Source organism: Nostoc sp. DSM 114159 (assembly GCF_053470285.1).
This window is the reverse complement of sequence record NZ_JBPFEH010000001.1, coordinates 3,104,568-3,131,140: the sequence shown is the minus strand read 5'-3', so window position 1 is coordinate 3,131,140 and position 26,573 is coordinate 3,104,568. Positions and strand designations below refer to the sequence as shown.

Here is a 26,573-nt window from a genome sequence, read left to right as displayed (position 1 = left end):
TACAGAGTTGTCTTCAAAGATATTATCAGAGAGAGGCAAAGGGAAAAGGATTTAATGCCTTTACCCTTTATCCTTTAACCTTTTCCCCTCTTTTTCTTGCTGGGGTTTTAATTCAATCTCGCTATAAATCTGCAATGCAGAACGCCAAACCATATAGCCTTCAGGACTTAAATGTAAGCCATCAGTAGTAAATTCGCGGCGGAGATTTCCTTGCTTGTTAGTAAACAGGGGATGTAAATCGAGGTATTTGACACCTTTTTTGGTAGATATGCTTTGTAGTTGCTGATTCAACTCGCGAATGCGACTATTGGCAACAGCCAATAGTTTATCTCGTCCTTTCCAAGTTGCTGCTTCTGCCCCATGTGGCAAAATCGATTGGACAACAATTTGCGCTGTGGGATGAGTCTTTCGTAGGTAATTGATAATTTGCCGCTGATTATCTAAAATTTCCCCATTGCTCATGCCCCGAATTAAGTCATTAATGCCAATCATTACAAAAATCACCTCTGGCTGGGTGCGGTCAAATATTTTTAATCTTTTTAAGAGTCCATTGCTGGTTTCGCCAGAAATTCCTTGATTGAGCCAATTTTTACCTTCGGGTAATAACTCAGGGGGAAACCACAAACTCAGAGAATCTCCCGCCAGGATGGTTAAATGCGGAGGATGTTGGTCAGCGGCGACCTTGGCTTCTTGGTTGAGGATATCTATCCACTCTTGATAAGTGAGTTGGTGACGGCGACCTAAATCAGGTGTAGCAATTTGCGGTGAATTATTCAGGTTGATTGGCTGTGGGGATGCGATTATCCCAAAAAAAGCGGCCAATCTCTGCTGTTGCCAAATGAGCAGAATGACCGCCAACATTAGGATGCCGTTGGTTAACAGCGAGAAAAATGCCCAGATAGGAAAGGTTTTAAGAGATGTAGACACGACTAGCGAAATTTACCAATTATTTGAATCAAATTTTAACGCTAGCGATCGCAAATTACACAATCTTAAATTGGGCATTGGGGAAGCAACTCCTAACTCCTAACTCCTAACTCCTAACTCCTAACTCCTAACTCAGCACTCAGCACTCATTACTGAGTAGGACGGTCGCCAAACTCGGAATTGTAACCTTCTTCGCCGTGTTCGTTGATATCCATACCTTGCAATTCCGCTTCCTCTTTGACTCGCAGCCCGACTGTAGCATCGATAATCTTGAGAATAATCCACGTACCAACACCTGCGATTACATAGGCAACGACAATTGCTACTAGTTCAACTATCAATTCACCAAAATTACCACGCAGCACTCCATCTTTACCTCCTCCGTTGACTTGAGTCGTGGCAAAAATGGCCGTTAAAATTGCCCCTACTGTACCGCCAACGCCATGCACGGGATAGGTATCTAAAGCATCGTCAATTTGCAGCTTATGCTTGAAACTCACAGCATAGAAGCAAACAAAGGAGGTGATGAAACCAACTAAAATCGCTGATAGCGGTGTGACAAATCCGGCGGCGGGGGTGATACCCACTAAACCAGCAACAGCTCCTGTAGCTGCTCCCACTGCGGTCGGTTTACCCCGTAAAACGCTTTCCAAAATTAGCCACATTAAAGCCGCCGCCGCCGCCGCAGTATTGGTAGCAACAAAGGCTGTTGTTGCTAAATTTGTGACTACATTACCAGAAGTTCCACTGGCAGCAGATAAGGCACTTCCAGCGTTGAAACCGAACCAGCCAAACCATAGCAAGCCAGCACCCAGTAAAATGAAAGGAACATTATGCGGTGGGCTAAGGCGATCGGGATGTGTTTTCCGAGGGCCAAGGACGATCGCTGCTACTAGGGCTGAAACCCCAGAACTAATATGAACTACTGTGCCGCCTGCAAAGTCGAGCGCACCTAATCCACCGTACAAACCCAAGAATCCACCTTTCGCCCAGACCATGTGGGCTAGGGGAGCGTAAACAAAGGTTGACCACAGTAGAACAAACAGCGAATAGGCGCGGAAACTAATCCGCTCAACGATCGCCCCAGAAATTAAGGCTGGGGTGATAATGGCAAACATGGCTTGGTAAATCATGAATGCCTGATGGGGTATTGTGCCGGCATAAGAGACGACTTCCGGCGGGTTTGACCCTTTGAGATAATCGGTTATCTCTAATCCGACATTATTCAAACCCAGCCATTGCAATCCACCGATAAATGGTAAACCTGGCGCAAAGGAAAGACTATAGCCCCACAAAATCCAGGTAACTCCGACGATTGCCATTAACACAAAGCTCATCATCAATGTGTTTAGGATGTTACGCGATCGCACAAATCCACCATAGAAAAATGCCAATCCTGGTGTCATTAGCAGCACAAGTGCTGCTGAAATCAGCATAAATGCTGTGTCCCCAGTATCAGCAGTAGGCGGGGCAGCAGTTGGGGTTTGGGCAAAAGCATTGCCCATCAACGGCCCTCCTAAAAATAGTAGGGTGATAGCTCCAATCATCACAACTTTCTTCAACACTTTTTTTTCTTCCTAAGCACCAACAATTTGTATCCTTAACTACATTTGATTACTTTTATTGACACATTTTTGTCTTGAAAGTTACTTAACCTGAATTTTCTTGGAATGTTAACAAAAATATAAACCTAATTTGTAGTTGCCAAGATTTAAATTAGCGTATAAACACGCAATCATTACATTGCATCTTTTTTTTTGAAGAATAGAAGAATAGTATTTTATTAAAGCCGGGCAAAATTACGAATTTTTAGTTACTTACTGTTACAAACCAAAATAATTGTGATATTTGACGCGTATTGTAAATTATTGTTAGTATTTTCAGATAATTTGCCCAAATATGCACTGAATTTCAACTTCTCGTGCGATCGCGAACAGGGTGCAAAGACAGAGGCTACGCCAATATGAGGTAGAGAAATACCCTACTCGTGCGATCGCGATCGTCATTTTAGAGAAGAGAGAAGCAAGTAGCGTCAGGATTGGGGAGAAGTATACCTCATCTAGTTGCAAAATGCTGCATCATGAGTTCTCTTTATATTTCCCTCATAAACACGTAGATATCTAGATACCTGCTTCTAACAGGTTAGTTGCGAAAAAACTTTTGCAATTTTGATATTTCCCTCATAAACACGTAGATATCTAGATACCTGCTTCTAACAGGTTAGTTGCGAAAAAACTTTTGCAATTTTGATATTTCCCTCATAAACACGTAGATATCTAGATACCTGCTTCTAACAGGTTAGTTGCGAAAAAACTTTTGCAATTTTGCGTGAGATTATTATTTGTTTAACAGGGAACACTATAAAAGTTCAAAATAATCTAGAAATTTTACTTAACTTCTGGGGGCAAACATGATAATTAAAACACTTACTAAAGCTAAACATACTCCGATTAAGTCGTAGCGGTCTGGAGTTACCCCGTCTACCTTCCAACCCCAAAGCATTGCCATTGCAATAAACACGCCGCCATAAGCCGCATAGACTCTGCCAAAATTTGTTGGTTGGAGAGTTGCAATAACCCCATAGAAAGCTAAAGCAATTCCTCCCAATATCCCCAACCAGGACGGCTTACCTTCGCGCAACCACAACCAGATTAAGTAGCCGCCTCCAATTTCCAATAAGCCAGCCCACAAAAAATACAGCAGAGACTTAAGCATTTGATTGATTATTTAACAACATATAAGTCAGTAAAATTACGCTAACGGTTTTAAGTAAACTATTGTCATTAATTAAAGGTAAGTTTATTGACCAAATTGGGCATGAGGCATTGGGAGTAATGAGTAATGAGTTAGGAGTTAGGAGTTAGGAGTTAGGAGTTAGGAGTTTTGTTTATCCCCTTGTCCCCTCATCTGCCTCATCTCCCCGCTCTCCTGCCCCCTGCCCCCTGCTCCCCTGCTCCCTGCTCCCCTGCTCCCCTGCCCCCCTGCTCCCCAGAATGTAGATAAGGCTCAAGGATGAAAGCACCATTACCTGATAACGAAGCCCAGAGAATCGATGCAGTTTTGCAGTATAAGATTCTCGATACGCCATCGGAAGCCACCTTTGACGATCTGACTCGTTTAGCCTCGTATATTTGTCAGACTCCTATTGCCTTAATTAGCTTAATTGATACAAATCGCCAATGGTTCAAGTCAAAAGTCGGTTTGGATGTCTCAGAAACGCACCGAGATTTCGCATTCTGTGCCCATGCCATTCTCCAGTCTGATGTTTTGGTAGTGCCTGATGTAAAAAATGACGAACGGTTTGCAACAAATCCACTGGTGACATCTGACCCAAATATTCGGTTTTATGCTGGTGTACCTTTAACTAACCCTGAAGGATACGCCCTCGGAACGCTGTGTGTAATTGACTACGTACCACGAGAACTTAATTTAGAACAAATAGAGGCATTACAAACTTTAGGTCGTCAAGTCATAAAGCAACTGGAATTGCGCCGAAATTTAGCAAGTTTGGTACTTGCTTCCAAGAAAAGCAACCAGGTACAGAGGGTACGCAAGCAATTTTTCAAAAAGATTGCAGCAAGTTTTGGTTTGTCGTCAATAATTTTAGTTTTGATTGGGGCGGTTTCCGATCAAAATACAAGAGTATTTAGTAATTTTAATCGCAGTACAGTAACAAATACTTATAAAAAACTTAACAGCCAAGAGGAAATACTGTCCCAGGTAAAGGATGCTGAAATTGGGCAACGTAGTTACATCTTCACTGGAGACAAACTTTATCTAAAATCGTATCAAACAGCACTTAGTAACGTCGATCGAGAAATTGCCAAGCTGAAGAATTTAACAGCAGCTCAACCGAATCAACAAAAGCAGATGGCAACGCTTGAATTTCTGATAACGGCTAAACTTACTGAACTAAAACAGACTATCGATTTGCGCCAAAATAAGGGATTAGAGGCAGCGTTGCAAGTACTGCTGAGAAACGATCGACAAAATCTCATGGATGATATCCGCAAGACGATCGATGAGATAGAAAACCAGGACAGGGGAAGAATTAGACAGCAGTCACAAGCAGCAAAGACTTGGACTAGGAACACAATTCTCACATTGGCGATCGCTATTTGCCTAAGTTTTATCGTTCTTGCTGTAGTCTACTACTTGATTTATCGTGAGGTTATAGAGCGCAAGAGGACAGAAGAAACCTTAAATCAACAACGCAACTTTATCTCAGCAGTCCTTGATACGGTCGGTGCTTTGGTAATAGTTCTCGATTCTCAAGGGCAAATCATTCGTTTCAATCAAGCTTGCGAGCAAATGACTGGTTACTCCTTTGATGAAGTCAGAGGTAGGTGTTGCTGGAACTTGTTCCTCATTCCTGAAGAAGTGGAGTCAGTCAAAGCAGTTTTCGAGCAGATGCTATCTGGTCAATTATTCAATGAGTACGAAAATTATTGGGTAATGAAGAATGGTAGTCGGCGGCTGATTGCCTGGTCGAATACCAATTTAAAAGACTATGAGGGCTGTGTTGAGTACATTGTCGGTACTGGTATTGACATTACCGATGCCAAACGGACACAACAGCATCTGACTGCACAATATGCTGCAACCCGCGTTTTAGCGGAGTCTGCCACAATTAGCGAAGCTACTCGCCAAATATTGCAAGGAATCTGTGAGAGTTTGGCATGGGATTTGGGTGAAATTTGGATGATAGATGAGCAAGCAAATGTGCTGCATTTTCTCGATATCTGGCATAAAGCATCCCTTGAGACGCAAGAGTTTGAAATACTGAAGCGGCAAACCACCTTTGCACCCGGAATTGGACTACCTGGAAGGGTTTGGGCTAGTTCTGAATCGGTTTGGATCGCTGATATCGCTAAAGATATTAATTTGCCTAACTTCAAAATAGCTGCTCAAGTAAGACTACACGCAGCTTTTGGTTTTCCGATCCGCAGTGGTAACAAAATTCTCGGCGTGATTACCTGCTTTAATCGTCAAATCCAGCCCCTTGACGAAGATTTAGTAAAAACGATGAATTCTATCGGCGAGCAAGTAGGGCAATTTATCCAGCGTAAACAGGCTGAAGAAGAAATACAACGCCAAAATTTGCGATCGCAACTATTTACTGAAATCACCCTGAAGATTCGTCAATCTTTGGACATCGAAGAAATTCTCCAAATCACTGTTGAAGAGGTACAAAAGATTCTCCAGACTGACCGAGTTTTAATTTATCAGCTGATGCCAGATCAGTCTGCAAACACCGTTGTTGAAGCAGTAGTTTCTGGCTTACCAGCAATCAAAGAGCAAAACAACGCCGCCCCCTACTTTGAAGCAGAATATCTCCAACAGTACTATCTACAGCAGTACCGTCAAGGCAAGGTTTTCGGACTGGATAACTTGGATCTTTTGGAAGTTGAACAAAGTCATCTGGGATTAATGCAACAGTTTGGGGTGAAAGTCAATTTAGTTGTACCCATTCTTGTTAAAGAAGAACTTCGCGGTTTGCTTATAGTTCATCAGTGTGACGATTCCCACCACTGGTCTAGCTTTGAAACCGATCTTTTGCGGCAAATAGCCGACCAAGTAGGTATTGCTTTGACCCAAGCCCAACTATTAGCAGCAGAAACTCGTCAGCGACAAGAACTTGAAATTGCCCGTCGCCAAGCCGAATTAGCTTCTCAGACGAAAAGTGCCTTTTTGGCAAATATCAGTCATGAAATTCGCACTCCGATGAATGCTGTATTGGGGATGACTAGTTTGGTGTTAGATACTCCTTTAGACGAAGAACAGCGAGATTTTATTGAAATAATTCGCAGTAGTGGAGACGCTCTTTTAAGTTTGATCAATGAGATTTTGGATCTTTCCAAACTTGAGGCTGGAGAGATGGCTCTCGAAACTCTCGATTTTGACCTATCCACTTGTGTAGAAGACGTGGTGGAATTATTGGCTCCTTCAGCCCATAACAAGGGATTAGAAATTGCCGCACTAATCGATCGCAACGTCCCCACTCAACTCAAAGGAGATACTGGTAGGCTGCGGCAAATTTTGATGAACTTAATCAGCAACGCCATCAAATTTACCAGCGCTGGCGAGGTATTAGTGCAAGCCGAATTGCGTTCGCTTTCTTTGACTACAGCCACCATCCATTTTGCGATTACAGATACAGGTCTTGGCATTAGCCCTGAAGACCAACGCAAACTCTTTACACCATTTACCCAAGTGGATGCTTCGACCACTCGCAAGTATGGTGGTACCGGTTTGGGATTAGCCATCTGTAAACAACTTGTAACTTTGATGGGAGGAGCGATTGGGGTAGAAAGCCAGATGGACAAAGGATCTAAGTTTTGGTTTGAGTTGCTTTTTAACAAACAAGTTGAGCCTGTTGAGCCAAAATGCGAACGCGGACTTTTGCAAAATCGCCGCTTATTGGTAGTGGATAACCACACTACTAATTATAAAATCATCTCCCATCAAGCTACTCATTGGGGAATGGAGGTAGATCGAGCTGACAGTATTGCTGCGGCAGTTAAAGTTATTCAGCAAGCTAGCGAGCAGGGGAAATCATATCATGTTGCCTTGGTTGATATGCAAATAGCCCAAACAAATGGCATGACAATAAAAGAACAAATTCCAGCCAATTCTGCAATTGCTAAGATCCCTTTGATTATACTCGCCTCTACTAATCAACGGGATGAAGTACAACAGGCGCTCAAAATCAAATTTGCTACTTATTTATTCAAACCCATTAAGCCATCACGACTCCTTGATACCATCATAAATATTTTAGAAACTCAGCCGGAATCAGAACAAGGGTGTAGAAACAGAAAGCTAGAGGCTACAGAAGAAATTACCAGTACAGAAACTTCAAGTATTCTTACTTCCTGTCCTCCTAATCCTTCTACTAAATCCAAGTTAAGAATTCTCTTAGCTGAAGATAATTTGGTGAATCAAAAAGTAGCACTAAAGCAACTCCAGAGTTTGGGCTACAAAGCCGATGTCGTTGCTAATGGAAAGGAAGTTTTGCAGCTCTTAGAAAAAATTCCTTACGATTTGATTTTAATGGATTGCCAAATGCCAATTCTCGACGGTTTGGAAACCACAAAAGAAATTCATCGTTGGCAAGAGGATGCTTTTGCATTGGGTCATCGTCCCGTAGTGATTGCGATGACAGCTAATGTGATGAAAGAAGACGAAGAAACTTGTCTAAATGCCGGAATGGACGACTATTTGAGTAAGCCAGTATTTAAAGAAAAATTGGCACAGACTCTAGAATATTGGACAGGTGCGATCGTTTCCCAGCAAGAGGCAGGTGTGTATGAACAGACAGTTTCCACGGACTTAGCAATTGATTGGGAACACTTGCATCAGATATCAGGAAACGATCGAGAATTTGAATTAAATTTATTGCAAATATGCGTTGAAGATATTAAACCCCGTTTAGAGATAATTAAAGCAGCGATCGCAGCTGATGACTTTGAGCAAATAGCACGAGAAACTCATCACCTTAAAGGTGCTAGTGTCAACATTGGAGCCACAGCTATGTACTTAGCAACTGACAAACTAGAACAACTAGCTAGCGATCGAGACCTTAAAGGTACTACTAATTTAATTTTAGAATTAGAAGAATTTGTCAACTGCATTCAATACTTTTTAATTAAAAACAAAGCCGTCAAGGAGGCAGAAGGCAGGATAGCGCAGCGTTAGCGAGTCCGCGAGCGTCGGCAGGGAGCAGGTGGTCACTAAGCGACTTACCTTGATGCCACTATGCCTAAGCGATGAATAATCTTGTACTTTGATTTGCGATCTGAAATACTCATACTTCAAAAATACAACACGAAAGCGATCGCACCTGCGAAATGTGGATAGTATTACAATACGGTTCGGTTAAAGGGGAAGGTGGGGCCCCCTCTAGGGATAAGGGGCAAGCAGGGTGGTTTCATACAAAAAAAGAAAAATACATAAGTCTTGATTTCTCATGTACAACCATAGATTTTGACCCCTCTCCAAACCTCTCCCCGAAGCGGAGAGAGGCTTTGAAACTCAGTTTTATTTTTTCTCTGCTTGTATGAAACCACCCTGCTCTAGGGATAAGGGGCAAGGGGAAAGGGAAAAGGTATTGGTTTTGAATACATCCTTTACCCAATACCTCCAAACCCATTCCCCAGACCACACTCGATTATGAAAAATGCTTATCCGAACCGTATTGGGTAGTATTACATCTATCTTTTTGCGATAGTTCCGCCGGTGCTTTTAATGCCAGCTTTGATGCTAATATCTAGGGCTAGGGTTGCTGTTCTTGCCGGACAGAATGGGCATTTGAATTGATATTATTTGAGCCACACCTATTTTATGTCCTAATCTATCTGGCGATCGCTATAACCCCTATTTAAAGGCGTTCCCTACCAACACGCACCCAACGGTAGCCGTAGCCTTCAAGTTGTATGCCGCTTTCTGGATGTTTGATCGGCTCATAGGGTTTATCTCCAAGCAAATCAATCCAATGGGATTCGCGATCGCCGCTAAACTTGAGAGTTACTGTACAACCATCTTTTGCCAGATTATGAAGGGCTACAACCCTTCCATCGCGCCACTGATAGTGTAAAGCTAACACTCCTGAGTTATCTGTCTCAATCAGTTCCCAACTTCCCCAACCGAACTCTGGACATTCTTTAAGCATCCGAATTGCTCGTTCCATCCAGTTTAAAAGTGAGTTGGAATCTCTTCTTTGAGCAATGACATTCAGGTGTGGGTAGCCATATTCCCCTTCTTCGATCACCGGGAGAATAAGTCGATCGCTAGGAGCGGTCGAGAACCCTCCATTAGACTCGGCTGACCATTGCATTGGGGTGCGGTTGGCGTCGCGTTGTTCCAACGATAAGTCGTCTCCCATGCCAATTTCTTCACCCGCCTTTAGGACTGGTGTTCCTGGCATAGTAAACATCAGGCTGTAAGCCAAACGAATCCGATGCTCGTCTCCTTGAACCAAAGGTGGAAAGCGACGCCGAATACCGCGATCGTAAATCCACACCTGCTCTTTATTCTGATGAAATTTGGTCAATATTTCTTCTTGTTCCGATTTAGAGAGCTTGTCTAAGGACAATTCATCATGATTGCGGATAAAATGCGCCCACTGACAAATGTCTGGAATCTTTGGCGGTGCTTTCAATCCTTCTATAAGAGGAGCCGCTGCTTCGCGAGCCAAGGCAAGCATGAGATACTGATTAACGATAAAGCTAAACAACATCTGCAACTTATCGCCATCGTCGAAATATTTCGGTACATCCTCCATTGAGACATTTGCTTCTGCCAGAACGATCGCATCTCCTCGCCGCCAGGAAAGAAAGTTCCGCATCTGTTGCAGATAACGGTAAGGGTCTTTAATATCTGCCTGTTTTTCAATACCCTTTAGCTCAATTAAAAACGGAGCCGCATCAACTCTAAAGCCAGAAATCCCCAGTTGCAGCCAAAATCCCATGATTTTGTCGAATTCTTCGCGGACTTGAGGATTGCCAATATTCAAATCTGCTTGATACTCAAAGAAGCGGTGAAAGTAATAGGCTCCAGCTTCCTCATTATATGTCCAAGTACTCTGTTGATAGCCAGGGAAAATAATTCCTGACTCAGCATCAGCCGGTTTTTCCTCTGACCAAATATAATAATTCCGGTATTTAGAATGCGGATCTTTGCAAGCAGCTTTAAACCAAGGATGGTCAGTCGAGGTGTGATTAATTACTAAGTCAACAATAACGCGCATCCCGCGATCGTTTGCCTGACGGAGAAATTCTACAAAGTCTCCTAATGTTCCCAAACGCGGATCTACACTGTAATAATCCGTAACATCATAGCCGTTATCTCGGTTTGGTGTGGGATAAAATGGCATCAGCCAAATACAGTTAATGCCTAAGCCTGCAATATAATCTAGGCGATCGATCAGTCCCTCAAAGTCTCCGATGCCATCGCCGTTACCATCCATAAACGTTTCAACATCAATGCAATAGATGACAGCACTTTTATACCAGAGGTTTAGCATAATACTTACAGCGATCGCTTTCGCCATCGTATCTTTTTTTGGTTTTTCTTAAATATCTGTCGATAGAGTTAGATTTGCTGCCGTTGCCGAATCAAAGGATGATTCTTGTGGGGGAGCCACTGCGTTGCGGTGAATCCAGCACTGTAGGCGGGTTTCCCGCCGTAGGCCACTGGTGTTAGCGTAGCGTCTCGCAGAGAAGGAGCGTCACCTAAAGGGAGATTCCCGACGCTCGAGTACTCGCTCTAAGCGTACTTACAGAGAAGCAAGCTACGCGTAGCGTCTCCAAGAGTTGCCATGCCGCAGGCTTTACGCTGCGCTATCCGTTGTAGTTGTAACAAGTGGAATCCTACTATACCACTGCTCAATGGCTTTACAGCCTGCAATTTTTATTTTTTTATGGCTTTCAGCTTAACAGATCCATCCCGACACTTGACATTATGTAAATTATGTACTACATTTGTAGTATTAAAGAACAGCCTCCTCCAAAGCATTGCAATAATGCTTTCTTGGGTCTGTAGCTCTAACGGTAGAGTTCCCAGATGTCACTTGTGCCCTGACAGAAAAAGCTTACATACTAGCTCAATAGTAGAGCGATCGTCTCTAAAACGATAAGTTGCAGGTGCGATTCCTGCGGTGTAACCACAGCTTTTTCAACTCGCATGAGGTGTGAGTGTAACTCTCACAGGGAGGGTATCGGTTCAATCCCGATCAGATCCACTAATACGAAAACAAGAGGTGATTGTAATGGTTCATATTCGATTTGAAGGACGTTCTGTTGATGTGCCAAAAACACAATTGGGAATTGCAGCAGGGATGAACGATCTGGCGGTGAAGGAGCGGGTTGCTCGACATTTAGATGTAAATAGCGATCGCCTTTCTGCTTACGTAATCGATCGCCGTCCTAGTGGCGATCTGATCGTCCGCCCTGAAGCTGTCTATGGTTAACTTTCAGAGTCATCCGTGTCCTAACAGAAGAAGCATACATACACATTGATAACGGCCCTAAGGTAGTAAAGTTCGAGCGATCGAATAAGCGAAGCATGATTTCTAAGTCTCTCGCAGATTTAGCGTGCGTGCCCACTGCCAATATTTGGTAAGAGCGACCGTAGCTGTAAAAAGCTTCTTGAACTTGCACGGAATGATTTAAGACTTAATTCCGCGCCCTAACTTGTAAAGCCTACACACACTCCGGCAACGGAATGCAGGTTCGATTCCTGTCGCTCCCTTTGATGGGAGCGTAGCCAAACTGGTAAAGGCAATTGTGAAAACTGCTTTGCTAACTTGTGCGGAATTCCAATTATTTAAATTGTATTTATCTATAATCTTTACTCAATACGGAGGTGAGTTCAATGATGTTAGCTAACTCATGTTTAATAACAACTCAATTAGTACAACTGCATTTAAACAACGTGAGATATGAGCGAACATCGTTTGAGCGAAATTGTAATTGAGCGTCCTCGCGGTGGAAGGAGAATTAGCCTCAAAAAGGTGACTGGCTTTAAGAAGCAATTATACAAAATCACCCAGGATGCAATTCAGGATGGATTGTTGAATCCCTACCTGATTAAACCAATAAATAAATCTAAGTATCTTTCAGATCATCTCGGCCCTCTGCGTCGGTTTTTGCGATCGCAAGTTGGACAGCCTTGGAATGACGTTTACAGTCAACTGTGTCAACGACTAGATCCCAGTACAATGGCAGGACAGCATGTTATCGATCATGTGTGGGACTACGTTGAACGGCATGTGGAAATAATTGATGATGGTTTCTATAGCAAGCCTTATCAAGGGTATCGAAATCAGCTAAATGCAAGCCACCGCGATCGCTTCTATATCCATCCTGAAACCGGAATTCTTTGTGCAGTCGAGAAAATACCTCGAAAGCAGCAGCAAAAACCGGAACAAACTGATATTCTCATCATTGATAATTATCATGAATACCAAAAGCTAAACGAGATTTGGTATTTAATTACCTTTGAAGATATTCCGCCAGTACACACTCATTATGTGATGGATGCTGTCAAGGGTAGAATTAATTATTTTGCTGCAATTTATAGAGGTCGAAAAATTTACGCTGTTAGTAAAAAGCAGTGTAATAAGAAAGAAATTCGATTTATTTTAAATCAACTTTCTCAAAACTAAAGTTTTCACTTCGTGCCCTAACTGAAAAAGCTTACATACTAGCCGAATGGTAAGGCACTTGAATCAAGATCAAGCAACTACGGGTTCAAATCCCGTGTGTGAACCAACAGCTTTTTCGACTTGCATGAGGTGATTTTATTTCATTTCATTTAAATATGGAGGTGAAAACGATGAAGAAGATTACTTCTTTCAACATCGAGCCTGAAGATTTCGACGATTTCTGCTTTTGAACCCTTGAGCAAACGTCGTCGTGGTTTCCCATCTGAAAAAGCTGTTAAACGTGGCCATCGCCTTGTTCATGGCGACAAGGAACTACAAGAAAAGCTTGGTAACAATGACCTTTGTCTTTGTGGTTCTGGTCGCTGCTTTCAAGAAGTGCTGTCGCAATAGCGGCAGATATGATGGCAGTTTACGCAGCTACTACTTTTAGGGAGTAGTACTAACGATTTCGATACTCATATCAAAACTGGCAGTTGTTGCCGCGCCCCGATCGCAGAAGCTTACATAATTTTGCAAAAGTTATACTCAATGCTTCTACAACTTGCGCGGTGATATCGCCCCGCGTGCAACATCTGCCTCCTTCAATTTTAGATTTTAGATTTTGGATTTTCGATTGCAATCCAAAATCATAAATCCAAAATCCAAAATTCTTAAAGGAGGTTCCCATGAATACCGCAGAACGCGATCTGCGTTTGGAAATGCTCAACAGTTTGCTGACAACTCCTCATCGCAAACTTGAGCAAGTCGCAGAAATTCACCAGTTAATTGTTGAACTCGATCCCATATTCTACGGACATCTGGCAGTTTGGTATCAGCATCATGGTGATGTCCGCGATCATAAAGAGGTGTTTGTTGCTCATTTGTTAACCAGTAATTTGGTTGAACACCGAGATGCTGGATTTATGATGCTGCAAGAGTTTCCACCCTATCAGGTAGCTCGTGTGGTGGACTTCATGAAGCAGCAGCAGAATAAGCTACCTCGTTCGGCTCGGACTGCGGTACGGCGTTACTTGAAGGTGCGAGAAAGCAATCCGGCTCTGTTCGATCGCGCCGCTTTGCGAGGTCGTAAAGCAATGAAGCACTTATATGCTTCACTGCACATCAAGCCAAATGAACGGGCAAATGCGATTCTGTTTGGTGATACTCCTCCAGAGGGTTCCTTAGCAAATGTGCTGAAGCAGCTTGCTAAGGCAGAAAATGCCGCAGAACAGGCACGGCTGATTGTGGAGTTCAAAATTCCCTATACGATCGCAGTTGGTACTATCAAGCAACTTACTCCAGTTGTCTTGGTGGCGTTAATCAACAGCATGACTCCTCAAGAAGCGATCAACAACCTCAAGTCTCTCCAGACTAGAGGTGCAATGGATCATCCAGAAGTCAAGAAGCTGATTGATTCCAAGCTGGAAGCAGCTTCTAAGAGTGGGCGTGTCTCAGCATTTAAAGCACAGGTTGCCACAGATGCAGGAGATTTTGACGCAGACACCGTTGCCCAACTGGAAAAGGTGACTAACGAACAGGTAAAGCGGCGTGGTGCGATCGCTCGTCCAACTGCTTTATTGGTGGACAAATCTGGTTCAATGGAAAATGCGATCGCGACGGGTTTGCAACTCGCTGCCCTCATCTCTGGTATCACAAAAGCAGAACTGTTTGTCTACGCCTTCGATACCATTCCTTACGCTATTACAGCAAAAGGCAAGGAGTTGAGCGACTGGGAACGCGCCTTCCAGCACATCAAAGCAGGCGGTGGTACTAGTATCGGCTGTGCATTGGAAGCAATGCGGAAAAAGAAGCAGGTAGTTGACCAGATTATCCTGGTGACGGATGAGGGCGAAAATGCTGCTCCTTATTTCGGTGAAGTCTACAAGAACTACTGCCGGGAGTTGGCGATAATGCCCAATGTGGTGATTGTCCGTGTGGGTACTTATTACAACTGGGTGGAGAGCCAACTGAAGCAGCAGCAAGCACCTGTAGATACGTTCACCTTTGCAGGTGACTACTACAGCTTGCCGAACATCGTCCCACTCCTGACGCGCCCCTCTCGTCTGGATTTGCTAATGGAGATTCTGGATATGCCGTTGCCTGTGCGAGATGATAAATAGAGTGTATCAGGGTGTGTCATAGTTATTTCTAACGCATCCTGATAAAGATATTAAAACTAAGCTTTGAGACAATATGTCAGAAAATACTAGCTTCGCTTTTGTAGCTAACCTACTTGATGTAAACTGCAATCTACCTTTTGAAGTTATTGAAGACTGCTACTTTCAAAAAGCTGATTCTATCCAAATTGGTCAGATTAGAAAATCTTTGTTAGACTCAGGATATTTTTATGAACTTTCTAGATTTAATTTATCTCCTTATGAATTAGTGTATGTTGAAGATTTGAATACACCCAACAAAAGAATTAAAAGTCAGCAGCTTGAACCACAAAATTGGAAATACTATATACTAACTTTTAAGGAAAATAATTCTATAATTCATGATTTAGCACAGATAGCAAATTTAGCAAAAATAGAGCTAGAATTCGGATTACAGTTTTTATATCATAAAGAATCAAAAGGGGTTGGAATTCTGAAAAATCCAATACATACCTTCAATTATTTTAATGAAATGAATAGTGGTTTATTTTTAACTCAATCTATTGATGATATAATATTACAAGATATAGGAGCAATATACTTAGATTATAAGCAATTAAATGAGACTAAATATCCAGAGATAAAACAAGCTGTTAATATGCTACACGAACTGAAGAATATTCCTCATAATTCTAAATTCAAGATTCTTGGGCTATTTACTATTATTGAATTTTTGATTACACATAAGCCAATTGATACAGGAGACTCCATTACGCGACAAGTTACAAATAAAATCAATTTATTATCAAAGCGTTTTAGTCATCAATTGGATTACTCTCAGTTTTTTGTAAATACATCTGAAAGTGCAATTTGGAAAAAACTTTATGCTTATAGAAGTAATATAACACACGGTAGTCAACCAGATTTTGCAAAAGAGTTATTAGTGTTAAAAGATGATTTCACTGCCCAAAATTTTCTAAAATTAGTTGTAAAAATGCTTTTGCGACACTCTCTAATCGAACCCCAACTATACACTGATTTGAAAGAATGTTAAATGAATGTTGTTTGCATATCAAACTTGAAACCTTTGATTCCTATCTGACTAAGAAGGATTCTAGCTTAATTTCCTTTATGGCAATGACAACAGCGATCGCTGTTCCATTTGTTTTGTAGCATATTGTATTATATAAATATCCTGCGTGCCCCAACTCTTGGAGCCTACATACTAGTACGAGAGGAAAAGTAACACTGCCAAATGCAGTGGGCGTGTGTGAACGGGGAGTACGAAGAACCTGGGAGGTAGGCTTAAAAGTAGCCATCCTTAAAAGAGTGTGTAACAACTCACCAGCGGAGTCCCTTTAGTAACTGAGAACACGCAATGCTCCACCAACTTGCACGCAGGAATTTTACTACTTTCTAAGTAGGAGGCTATTGATTAACAAAATTAAAATTAACTTCAAGTTTTTGACTTTAATACTTCTATAGCTTTAAATCCTCCTATAGTCTGACCTAAAAATATCATGGGAATAGCCAAGCCAAACGGTTTACCAGTTTGAATCATATTAAAAATGCCTGTTAACACATTTAGCGACATCAATCCTACTGCAATACCGAGTGCAATTTTTGATTTACGTTGTACAAAAAAACCTAGAACTAAATACAGTAAACCAATAAATAAAGAACAAAAAACCAATATTAGATGATCGGGCAATCGACTACCAGCAACAAAGAATATTATGCTTAGAAAAATACTCAAAACTCCAATTGCGTAAACTGCACGGTAAGCAGATGCTAACTTTTTTCGGGACTCTGATATTTGTTGTATTTGGGTAGTCATTATTTTTCTATTTATTGGGTTTACTGTCAGACAATTATGTTTTTTTATATACTCTAGTTTTAGGAATATCTTGAGTAATTATGCGTAAATAGAGATAATGATGACTGACATCCGTAAGCTAATCAACCAAATTGCGATCGCACAAGCACAGTTACATACCACCCAATTTCTCGCACCCTGTGTCAAAGGCGGACGAGTTCGCACACGGGTAGCTGGGATGATCTACACCTTCAGTCCAAAGCCTAGTAAATTTCAAGGTTGGGGCATCTTTCAGGCTGTGGATGAGAAAACAGCAACGGTTGTAAAAGAAGCAGATTTACCCCAAATTGCAGAATACCTGCAACACTTTCCCCAAATACGACTGCGGTTAGCACATCAACTGCAAAAACAAACTTGGTTAGCATACCCCGTGAATGAAGCAGATATGCGTCAACGGTTGAAGGTAGTTAAACCGATCGCAGTTCATTTAGTTACCGAGGGTATCGCCTTTGAGCAAATCATTACCCGATGGAATGGACAGTCATGCTGGTTCGAGGAAGTAGATCGCCGTACCGATCCGGTAATTGTTGAAACACTGCAATCTGCCGTTAAGCAAATCATTCCAGTTGAGGAATTACAGTTTAAAGGCATTACTCCAGAAATCCGCACAGTGTATGAATTAGCAACTCGGCGTATTGAGGGATTTACTCAACCCCAACAGGATGAAAAGCGATTGAGAAAGGCGTTGCAAATGGGTGGCGGTACCTTAAATCAATTCCACGATCGCAGCGACTACTGGACAGTCGATTGGACAACTGCTGATGGTGTTCGCCATAGTAGTGCGATCACTAAAACTGACTTGACTGTTGTCAGTTCTGGCATTTGCTTAAGTGGACGCGATCGCGATTTTGACTTGCAATCCTTAGTAGGTGTGATGGAACAACAAGAGTATTAATTACGAATTACGAATTATTATGAGTGTCTTTTTTCACGAACAGCTTTACCGCACTAATGCTGTGATGGCAAAGCTGAAAAACTATCCTGTAACCATTTGTGGCGCGGGAGCATTAGGAGCTAACATTGCGGAAAACTTAGCTCGGTCTGGTTTTGATAAACTTACAGTAATAGATCGCGATCGCATTGAGGAGCGTAATCTTTCAACTCAGCCTTACTACCGTTCCGATGTGGGAGCGTTCAAGGCGAAAATCTTGGCGAACAATTTATATCGAGCAATTGGTACTAAAGTTGATGCCAAAACAAAGGAGTTAACACCAGCAAATACAAATCAATTACTTCAAGACAGCCAGCTAATTATCGATGTCTTTGACAATAGCGTGGCACGTCAAGCAGTGAAAGATTATGCTGATCAATTAAGCGTACCCTGTCTTCATGCTGGACTATCAGCAGATTATGCAGAGGTGATTTGGAATGACGTTTATCGCGTTCCTTCCGATGTGAATGATGATGTCTGTGATTATCCATTAGCACGAAACCTGGTGATGTTAACCGTTGCTGTGACGTGTGAAGCGATCGTTTCATTCATTGCCACAGCAGAACAGCGTAACTTCAGTATCACTCAGAAGGATCTGACTGTTCAACCTCTGTTTTTGTAGATTGCATAGACGTTTGTGATTTTAACGCAACTCTTGGAGACGCTGCGCGAACGTTGATGGTTGAAAATTCGGTTTCAGGTGGAGAGGGGTATTAGTGAAGTAGAATAATACCAATTTGAAAAAAGAATGGGACAAATAAACCATTTGTAGAGACGCGATTCATCGCGTCTTTACCCAAAGATGTGTCGCAAAATTGAATTGGTATAAGTAGCGATCGCTCTCAAACTCTTTCCCACTGTTAACACCGCGCTGTTTCTACCATTCCGTTATCTCCCTACTCCCCTATATTCAGCAATTTCGCCATCGTTAACCGTTGCAGTTTACCGGTAGCACCACGAGGTAGTCGATCTAAAATGTGAATTTGCCTGGGAACTTTGAAGTCTGCCAGCATAGTTGCACAGTGAGCTAAAAGTTCTTTTTCGCCAGCTTCTGCTTTCAGAACCACAGCCGCGTGGATATCTTCTCCTAAAGATTTGTGGGGGACGGCAAAAGCTAGAGCTTCAGCGACGGCAGGATGGCGTAGCAAGACATCATCCACTTCTAAAGGAGAAATTTTTTCCCCACCCCGATTAATCAATTCTTTAATCCGTCCAGTCAAGCGGAGGTAGCCGTCTGCATCCACAGTACCTTGATCCCCTGTACGGAACCAACCATTCACAAAAGCAGTGGCGTTAGCTTCTGGATTGTTTTCGTAGCCATCTATAACATTGGGTGCTTTTATCGCCACTTCCCCCAAGCTTCCTTTAGATAATAGGTTGCCTTCAGAGTCCATAATGCCCACTTCTACACCGAAGCCATAACCGACAGTACCTGGTTTCCTGACTTTTGGCGGTAGGGGATTGGTAGTCATTAAGTGAGATGCTTCAGTCATGCTGTAAGATTCCACCACAGGAGCATTCAGAGTTGCCTCTAGCTGTTCAATGATAATCGGCGGCAAAGAAGCGCTACTAGAGCGAATGAAACGAAAGCGGTTTGCTTTGACAATTTCTGGGTTACGGCTAGCACGCGCCAAAATTGTCTGGTGCATGGTTGGCGCTGCGGAGTACCAGGTGGGTTTGTAGGTATCTACCAACTTCCAAAACTCCAAGGCATTAAAACCATTGGGACAAACTAATGTACCACCCGAAGCCAGAGTTGCCAGCAAACAGCCCACCAATCCGTGAACATGGAACAAGGGCATTAGACAAAGTGTAGTATCGGCTGCTGTGAGTGAGTAAGCACTAATCAGGTTGCCGGCTGAAGCGATTAAGTTGCGATGACGAATCGGCACACGCTTGGGACGACTGGTAGTGCCGCTAGTGTGGAGAATCATCGCTATATCATCAGCGTTGGGGGCTGTGGGATTCGCGGATTCTCCTGGTTCTGAACCTGTTTTGACTAATTCAAAGCTTAATGTGCCGTCAGTGTTTACCTTGGCATTAATCAGCGCCATATCAGGTGTGACACTAGCAATGGCTGCTTCTGACCCCTCAGACAACGTAATCAGTGCCTTTGCTTGGGTATCTTGGTAGTAAAAGGCAAATTCTTCTTGTTTGTATTTGGGATTTAAGGGTGCAGCAGTGCCACATAAAGCAGCAGCCAAAAAGGTAATCGCCATTGGTGAACCGTTAGTCATGGCAATGGCAATACGTTCTCCCCGTTTCAATCCAAAGCTGTTGAGTTGAGATACCAGTTCAATAACATTCTCGCGTAATTGCTTATAAGTTAGCGATCGCCCTTCAGGGGTAACTAAGGCTGGATGATTGTCTTCCCCTACTAAAAGCTCAAATAAATTCATTGTTTTTCCGACCTGTAAATATATGATTTAGCTTAAACAAAAAATTGTTACTTAGCTTTTAGTTATGAGACAGTGCTAGAATGCTGTTATTAACAACAATGTTTTAAATAACCCTCATAACAATTTCTCTGAAAGAATTTTGTTATGGAGATCATCCTGTAAAATCATAAAAGTGTACATTAAATAAATTTAAGGATCTGCGCTCAAGCAGATAAAGTTATTAGCATTAATTCTCAAGATCCCTTGGGAGTAGTCCTTTGGATATAAATAGAAGAAATTAGTTCAATAGTTTATAAAAATAGCCGTATACTCAATTTCCAAAACATATTAATTTAATAGCAATTATGAGTTTCATAAAAATTACTATGTTGGGCGAAAGCTTAGAGCGCCAAGGCGGAATAGTTTCAGTGGAAAAGCTGATTCTTGAAGAAACTACCTCTGATATTCAAATTGAACACATTACGACTTTACCAAATGGTTCTACTGTCTATAAAGTGTTAGTTTTTTTGCAGGCAATAGGTGAGTTATTTTGGAACTTATTAAACCAAAGAACTGACCTAATTCACATCCATGTTTCAGATAGAGGTAGCGCTTTTCGTCATTCAATTACTACTCTTATTGGTTGGCTATTTCAAAAACCAGTAATTATTCATACTCATAGTGCTGATTTTCATTTGTTTTACTCTAAACTACCCCAATGGCTTAAGCAGTGGCTAAGTTGGTCGTTTTGTAAATGTACGCGTTTCATTGTTTTATCAGATAGCTGGAAAAAATTCTATATTGAGAATCTTGGCTTGAAATCTGAGCAAGTTATTGTTCTGCCTAACCCAGTAAAAATTCCCGCACAAATTCCACAGCGAATAGATTCCAAACAGATATTTTTCTTATTTTTAGGGCGCATTGGTGAGCGCAAAGGCACTTTTGATTTAATTAAAGCATTTGCTGCTATGCCTGTTGCTCAACAAAGCCAAGCCAAGTTAGTTATAGCGGGGGATGGAGATGTAGAAAAAGCTCGTAGTTTGCTCCCAACTTTAAATCTTACTGACTATATCACTATTCTTGATTGGGTAGATCGAGAAAAACGTGACGATCTTTTCACTAAGGCTGATGTCTTTGTGTTACCTTCCTACAACGAAGGTCTGCCTATGGCACTATTAGAAGCAATGAGTTGGGGTTTGGCAGTTATCACTACCGCAGTAGGAGGAATACCCGAAATAGTTACTCAAAATCAGAATGGTTTATTAGTTAATCCGGGGGATATTCAACAATTGTCAGAGGCAATGCAATCTTTAATTGCAGACGAAAATCTGAGAATATCTTTGGGAAATAATGCCCGAGTCAAAGTCAAGCACTTGGACATCAACAAATATCTTACATCTTTAAGAGAGATTTATACAGCAGTTATCAATTGATAACCATCTTGATGAAAGTAGGTTTAAGTTACTTGCCCTATGTATTAAACACCAAATTCAAAAACGACGTAATTTATTCTGTATGCAAAGATGATAGGTGTTACCAAGTAGAGATTTAATTTAAAATTAGGAAAGTTTAAGGTAGCGATAAAGGGATTATTATTTTGTTGTTTTAATTCTTCTAAACTTGGTATACTGACTAATAAGTAAAGGAGTGCAGAAATGAAAAATTTCCCGGAAGTTAAATTGTTTGATACAAGATTCCATAAAGTTAAAGTACAAGAATTAGTTGATTATTTAATAGAAGCAGCAAAAAATAAAAAAAAGACAGTTGTAGGACATGTCAATATCAGAGCAATGAATTTCGCTTATGAAAAGTCTTGGTATCGAGATTTTTTGAATAAGGCTGATTTAGTATTTTGTGACGGATTTGGTGTAATGGTAGGAGCTAGAATCAATGGTTATTCAATGCAATCTGCACATCGAATGACAGCACCAGATTACATAGAAGATTTAGCATTAAAGTGCGATCGAGAAAACATTTCTTTATTTTTGTTAGCTGGAAAACCTGGCGTAGTAGATAAGGCAATTACTAAGTTAGGATCTATTGCGCCTAATTTACGCGTACAGGGACATCATGGTTATTTTGATAAATCAGGAAAAGAGAATGATTTGGTAATAGAAAAAATTAATAAATTCCAACCAGATATTTTATATATTGGTTTTGGTATGCCATTACAGGAACGCTGGATTTTAGATAACTTCAATAAAATTGAAACTACTGTATTTTTACCTTTGGGTGCTTGTCTAGATTTTTATACTGACTCTATATATCGCGGCCCGCGTTGGCTGACTGATAATGGTCTGGAGTGGTTAACACGCTTAATTACTGAACCTACTCGTCTAGCAGACCGTTATCTTGTAGGCATTCCATTATTTTTTTATCGCTTAGTTAAACAGCGAATCGCTCAAGGAATGATAACAAATCGCTAAATAAATTTTTTCTAAATTTCGCATTTGTTATAACCATGACTGCCCAAAAGAGGCAAATTGTTTCCCCTACCTCTGCTGCCAAGACTAGAATTAGAATTGATGTGACATTCTTCTAGTAGCCAAAGTGCCAGACTCTCTGCCATTAAGCGATCGCTATCTTGCCTTAATCGATGAAATTGTAGAAACCACCCTCAAGGGCAAAATTAGCTCTGTAGAACAGGTGTATCAAATGCTGCTTAAAGGAATTACTTCCGGTACAGGGGAAGTGTTTGAGCTAGCTTTGAGCGATCGCCTGAATTCCCTCCAAAGTCAAGTAGATAGCGAAAAAGACGAACTCAAGAAAGCCAAGGCGACTCGCTCTTTGAGAGCTGTTAAGACGATTCAAAATCAATGGCAACGCTGGCAAGAGCAAAACAAAGCAACAGAAGCGATCGCCTCCGCAGTTACAGAAATCACCAGAGCCAGCGCTGCCGAGCGTCTAGCGACATTTATCCGAGTTACTGACCCGAATCAGAAGTATCCGCTAAATTTACAACAGTTACAGCAGTTGTCCAAAGCATTACTGCAATTTGCTCAGGCAGATGCTGATTTACAACAATTTTCCGAAGGGATTACCCGTGGTTTAGCTTCTTGGCAGCGATTGCAAGACAACTTGCTCAGTTGGATGTACGAGCAAAAAGAATCTCTGGGGTTTGGCGGTGTACCGGGAGAACGCGGCCCTTGGGCAAGTTGGGCGAAACAACTTAATAGTGAATTACCCCAAGCACTCCTTCGCACCTTAGCTAGGGAAGAATCCGCAATTGAGTTTGCCGAACGACAGCGTGGTATTACCCTCAGAGATTGGGTGGAAATGGCATTAATTTTACAGTTCTTGCAACGGGGACTAATTAGCTGGTTTGACCAACAAGCTTACGATATTAAGGCTGGGCCAAAGTTATCCATTTCCACTTTTTTGACCTTTGCGGTGATTTGGAGTCAGTTAGCAAGTGGTTTTAGGAGCATTGGGACAATATACAGCGATGCCTGTTCTCAAATCATGCTCCAGATTTTACGAACCTTTGCCCAGCGTCCGTATTTTCCTTTTTACGGCGGAATTTTTGCCTCTTTTACTGGCACTTATTTACGAGATGCCCTAGATTATTTAGATGAACCACTGCGGCGAGGCGAAGGAACCCAGGAAAAGGCGCGGATTTTGACCCTTTTAGGCTATTCTCAACGTGCTTTGGGACAATACCAGCGCTCAATTGATTTTCATCAGCAGGCGCTAGAGATAGCCAGAAATGCAGGCGATCGCACCTGTGAAATTGCCAATCTCAACCACCTCAGCCGTACCTACGTACAACAGCAAAATTACGCTGAGGCAATTAACTACAGTCAACGAGCATTAATACTGAGTCGGCAAGCAGGCGATAGGACAGGAGAGGCAAACGCGCTGGTAAATTTAGGTTACAGCGAAGTCATGCAAGCTCAGGAATTGGAAAACCTAGAACCCGAAATATATGAAGCCGCAATTAATTATTTGGAACAAGGTTTAAAATTATCAGAAAAATTAGGCGATCTTCAAAGTAAAGCTTTATGTGTCAGTAGCTTAGGAATTGCCTATCTAGTAATCGGAGAATACCAAACGGCAATTAAGTATCTGGAAGATGGTTTTAAAACAGCGCAAGTTTCCGGTGATTTGTATCTCCAAGGGCGGAACTTAGCTTATTTAGCAGAAGCTTATTATCATCTGCAAAATTCTGAAAAAACTGTTTACACAGGTTCTTTGGGAATGTATCTTTTAGAGCAAATTGCTTCTAATGAGTGGCGTCAACCAGCAGGTTTACTGACAATTTTACAAGGACAAATCGGGGCAGAAGCTTTCCAAATGTTCTTACAGCAACATCGCCCGAAAATTATTGCGATTATCGGTGTAGATGGGTACGATCACATTCCGCAATTGTTAGAAGAATATCAGCAAGATATGTAAAAAAAATAAGGATTCAGACTTAATTGTTTTCAAGTTTGAGAAGAAAAGCAACAAATGCGATCGCACTTCCGACCGCCACATCATCAAAGAAGCGAGAGTCAATATCGTCTCATCAACGGCTTTGGGTTGTAACCGGAGGTCAAACAGGAGTTGATAGGGCTGCGCTCGATACAGCTTTATCACTTTTGTTACCAGTTCGTGGATGGTGTCCAAAGGGGCGGCTTGCAGAGGATGGAAAGATACCATCTGTATACCCGCTTCAAGAGACGACGAGTACAGACTATGCGTTACGTACCGAGTGGAACGTTCGAGATTCAGATGGGACGCTCGTCCTAGCGTATGGATCGCTTGAAGGAGGAACAAAGTTTACGGCTGACCTAGCGCATAAGTACGATCGCCCCGTCCTGATTATTAACGCGCTGTCGTTCAGTGGAAATGACGCTGCTCGTTTCTGGAGTTGGATTCAGAAGCACAACATTCGCATTTTGAATGTTGCTGGTCCACGAGAAAGCTCACAACCGGGTGTTATTTATAACCGTGCCCGATATGTTCTTAAGCAGCTCTTGGAGTCGTAAAAAGAAAGAGATAAAACTTTCCCCGGTATATTTTTTTAGCATAAATCCATATTGAGCTTGCTTATTTAAATGAATTGTGGTAGCTTCATTGTAATTTAAATACTTTAAGTCGATTGACTTACCGTAGTTTACTTGATAGTATCATTACTCTAGTTAAGAAATTTGTTTTCACTAGGTAGTTTAAAAACCGTAAATAGTAAGGTATTCATGGCTATCAGCCAAAAATTATTTATAATATTTTATACTGAATTAAATGAAATGATACGTATTTGCAGCGATAAAAACTGCGTAGTTTACCGCCGTAGGCATCGCCCACCGAGCCATAATCCTTTATTGCGATCGCTAATTTAATGGTGAAGCAGTGTTTATCGATAAACCTTGAGGCTTTCAGCAGCAGTGATGCAGCATAGGTCTACTTAATCCATACGTAGGAGTTGGAAATTATGGTGCAAACTTCTCTCGTCCGCCCCAGCAATCCCTTTCAACCACCGACTTTTGTTTCTATTGAATCAGAGCGTCGCCATCGTCAAGAACGCTTGGCAGCAGCCTTTCGGGTATTTGCGCGTTTGGGTTTTGCTCAAGGATTGGCAGGACACATCACTGCCCGCGATCCCGAACTTACCGATCATTTTTGGGTAAATCCCTTTGGGATACACTTCAGTCGCATTCGGGTATCAGACCTGATATTAGTGAATAGTGAAGGTCAGGTAGTCCAAGGTGAAGGCAAAGTTAGTCAAGCAGCATTTGCCATTCACTCTCAAATCCACGAAGCCCGCCCCGATGTCATTGCAGCGGCTCACGCCCATTCTTTCTATGGTAAAACTTGGTCATCTTTGGGTAGGTTGCTCGATCCGATTACCCAAGATTCCTGTGCTTTTTACCAAGATCATGCTCTATTTGATGATTTTACAGGCATTGTTTTAGAGACAAGCGAAGGAAAACGCATTGCTCAGGCACTAGGCAAGAGCAAAGCGGCGATTTTACGCAACCACGGAATATTGACCGTAGGGCATAGTGTGGATGAAGCAGCTTGGTGGTACATCAGGTTAGAGGATACTGCTAAAGCGCAATTGCTAGCAGAAGCCGTAGGAAAACCCATCCTGATTGACCACGACATCGCCTTAAAGATCCAACAACGCGGTGGTACTCACCAAGCAGGCTGGGGTGGATTCCAGTATTTATGGGATGAAATTACCCACGACCAACCAGATTTGTTTGATTGATTAGGGAATGGGGCATTGGGCATTGAG

The 26,573-nt window shown here is 41.9% G+C and carries 19 protein-coding genes, 1 tRNA gene and 1 other annotated feature; of the genes, 13 read left to right on the top strand and 7 right to left on the bottom strand.

Annotated features, from left to right (window positions below; translation table 11 throughout):
* Positions 1-60: 60 nt before the first annotated feature.
* The 4 genes from ACR5KR_RS12835 to ACR5KR_RS12820 form a co-directional block, all read right to left on the bottom strand.
* Positions 61-927 carry an SGNH/GDSL hydrolase family protein gene (locus tag ACR5KR_RS12835; RefSeq protein ID WP_448266784.1) on the bottom strand — a complete coding sequence of 289 codons (867 nt, stop codon included), beginning with the start codon at positions 925-927 and terminating at the stop codon, positions 61-63.
* A gap of 149 nt (positions 928-1,076) precedes the next feature.
* Complete coding sequence (locus ACR5KR_RS12830; RefSeq protein ID WP_448270186.1) at positions 1,077-2,474, bottom strand: ammonium transporter; 1,398 nt, start codon at positions 2,472-2,474, stop codon at positions 1,077-1,079.
* Between the two features lie 333 nt (positions 2,475-2,807).
* Positions 2,808-2,996, bottom strand: a complete 189-nt coding sequence (locus ACR5KR_RS12825) for a hypothetical protein (RefSeq protein ID WP_448266783.1) — start codon at positions 2,994-2,996, stop codon at positions 2,808-2,810.
* 322 nt (positions 2,997-3,318) lie between these two features.
* Entirely contained in the window at positions 3,319-3,642 is a 324-nt protein-coding gene (locus ACR5KR_RS12820) for a YnfA family protein (protein WP_322670163.1), read from the bottom strand.
* Positions 3,643-3,939: 297 nt separating this feature from the next.
* Between ACR5KR_RS12820 and ACR5KR_RS12815 the strand changes: the two genes are divergently transcribed.
* On the top strand, positions 3,940-8,625 hold the full coding sequence (locus tag ACR5KR_RS12815) for a GAF domain-containing protein (RefSeq protein ID WP_448266782.1): 4,686 nt from the start codon (positions 3,940-3,942) through the stop codon (positions 8,623-8,625).
* 682 nt (positions 8,626-9,307) lie between these two features.
* Here ACR5KR_RS12815 and ACR5KR_RS12810 read toward each other — a convergent pair.
* On the bottom strand, positions 9,308-10,978 hold the full coding sequence (locus tag ACR5KR_RS12810; RefSeq protein ID WP_448266781.1) for an alpha-amylase family protein: 1,671 nt from the start codon (positions 10,976-10,978) through the stop codon (positions 9,308-9,310).
* Between the two features lie 717 nt (positions 10,979-11,695).
* On the opposite strand from ACR5KR_RS12810, the gene ACR5KR_RS12805 reads away from it, so the two are divergent.
* The 5 genes from ACR5KR_RS12805 to ACR5KR_RS12785 all read left to right on the top strand — a co-directional run bounded on the left by ACR5KR_RS12805 (position 11,696) and on the right by ACR5KR_RS12785 (position 16,222).
* Positions 11,696-11,896, top strand: a complete 201-nt coding sequence (locus tag ACR5KR_RS12805) for a hypothetical protein (RefSeq protein ID WP_099100993.1) — start codon at positions 11,696-11,698, stop codon at positions 11,894-11,896.
* A 471-nt stretch (positions 11,897-12,367) separates the two neighbouring features.
* Positions 12,368-13,093, top strand: a complete 726-nt coding sequence (locus ACR5KR_RS12800) for a hypothetical protein (protein WP_448266780.1) — start codon at positions 12,368-12,370, stop codon at positions 13,091-13,093.
* Between the two features lie 32 nt (positions 13,094-13,125).
* Positions 13,126-13,199 (top strand) — tRNA-Leu (locus tag ACR5KR_RS12795).
* Between the two features lie 559 nt (positions 13,200-13,758).
* Positions 13,759-15,192: a vWA domain-containing protein gene (locus tag ACR5KR_RS12790; RefSeq protein ID WP_448266779.1), complete on the top strand. Its 1,434-nt coding sequence runs from the start codon at positions 13,759-13,761 to the stop codon at positions 15,190-15,192.
* 73 nt (positions 15,193-15,265) lie between these two features.
* Complete coding sequence (locus ACR5KR_RS12785; protein ID WP_448266778.1) at positions 15,266-16,222, top strand: hypothetical protein; 957 nt, start codon at positions 15,266-15,268, stop codon at positions 16,220-16,222.
* A gap of 238 nt (positions 16,223-16,460) precedes the next feature.
* Positions 16,461-16,516, top strand: a sequence feature (23S ribosomal RNA rRNA prediction is too short).
* A 108-nt stretch (positions 16,517-16,624) separates the two neighbouring features.
* On the opposite strand, the gene ACR5KR_RS12780 is transcribed toward ACR5KR_RS12785, so the two are convergent.
* Positions 16,625-17,005, bottom strand: a complete 381-nt coding sequence (locus ACR5KR_RS12780; protein WP_448266777.1) for a hypothetical protein — start codon at positions 17,003-17,005, stop codon at positions 16,625-16,627.
* Positions 17,006-17,105: 100 nt separating this feature from the next.
* On the opposite strand from ACR5KR_RS12780, the gene ACR5KR_RS12775 reads away from it, so the two are divergent.
* Both ACR5KR_RS12775 and ACR5KR_RS12770 read left to right on the top strand, forming a co-directional pair.
* The gene (locus ACR5KR_RS12775; protein WP_448270184.1) at positions 17,106-17,939 is read left to right on the top strand and encodes a hypothetical protein; all 834 of its coding nucleotides are present in this window, start codon (positions 17,106-17,108) and stop codon (positions 17,937-17,939) included.
* Between the two features lie 19 nt (positions 17,940-17,958).
* Positions 17,959-18,597 (top strand): ThiF family adenylyltransferase, encoded by a 639-nt coding sequence (locus ACR5KR_RS12770; protein WP_448266776.1) that lies wholly within the window; start codon positions 17,959-17,961, stop codon positions 18,595-18,597.
* Between the two features lie 274 nt (positions 18,598-18,871).
* On the opposite strand, the gene ACR5KR_RS12765 is transcribed toward ACR5KR_RS12770, so the two are convergent.
* Positions 18,872-20,374 carry an acyl--CoA ligase gene (locus ACR5KR_RS12765; RefSeq protein ID WP_448266775.1) on the bottom strand — a complete coding sequence of 501 codons (1,503 nt, stop codon included), beginning with the start codon at positions 20,372-20,374 and terminating at the stop codon, positions 18,872-18,874.
* A gap of 344 nt (positions 20,375-20,718) precedes the next feature.
* Here ACR5KR_RS12765 and ACR5KR_RS12760 point away from each other — a divergent pair, with 344 nt between their 5' ends.
* The 5 genes from ACR5KR_RS12760 to ACR5KR_RS12740 all read left to right on the top strand — a co-directional run bounded on the left by ACR5KR_RS12760 (position 20,719) and on the right by ACR5KR_RS12740 (position 26,546).
* A complete protein-coding gene (locus ACR5KR_RS12760) occupies positions 20,719-21,786 on the top strand; it encodes a glycosyltransferase family 4 protein (protein ID WP_448266774.1) in 1,068 nt (355 codons plus the stop codon).
* 222 nt (positions 21,787-22,008) lie between these two features.
* The gene (locus ACR5KR_RS12755) at positions 22,009-22,779 is read left to right on the top strand and encodes a WecB/TagA/CpsF family glycosyltransferase (protein WP_448266773.1); all 771 of its coding nucleotides are present in this window, start codon (positions 22,009-22,011) and stop codon (positions 22,777-22,779) included.
* Positions 22,780-22,903: 124 nt separating this feature from the next.
* Positions 22,904-24,748: a tetratricopeptide repeat protein gene (locus ACR5KR_RS12750; RefSeq protein WP_445626217.1), complete on the top strand. Its 1,845-nt coding sequence runs from the start codon at positions 22,904-22,906 to the stop codon at positions 24,746-24,748.
* A 35-nt stretch (positions 24,749-24,783) separates the two neighbouring features.
* Positions 24,784-25,323, top strand: a complete 540-nt coding sequence (locus ACR5KR_RS12745; protein WP_448266772.1) for a putative molybdenum carrier protein — start codon at positions 24,784-24,786, stop codon at positions 25,321-25,323.
* Positions 25,324-25,766: 443 nt separating this feature from the next.
* Entirely contained in the window at positions 25,767-26,546 is a 780-nt protein-coding gene (locus ACR5KR_RS12740; protein ID WP_445626218.1) for a class II aldolase/adducin family protein, read from the top strand.
* Positions 26,547-26,573: the final 27 nt, after the last annotated feature.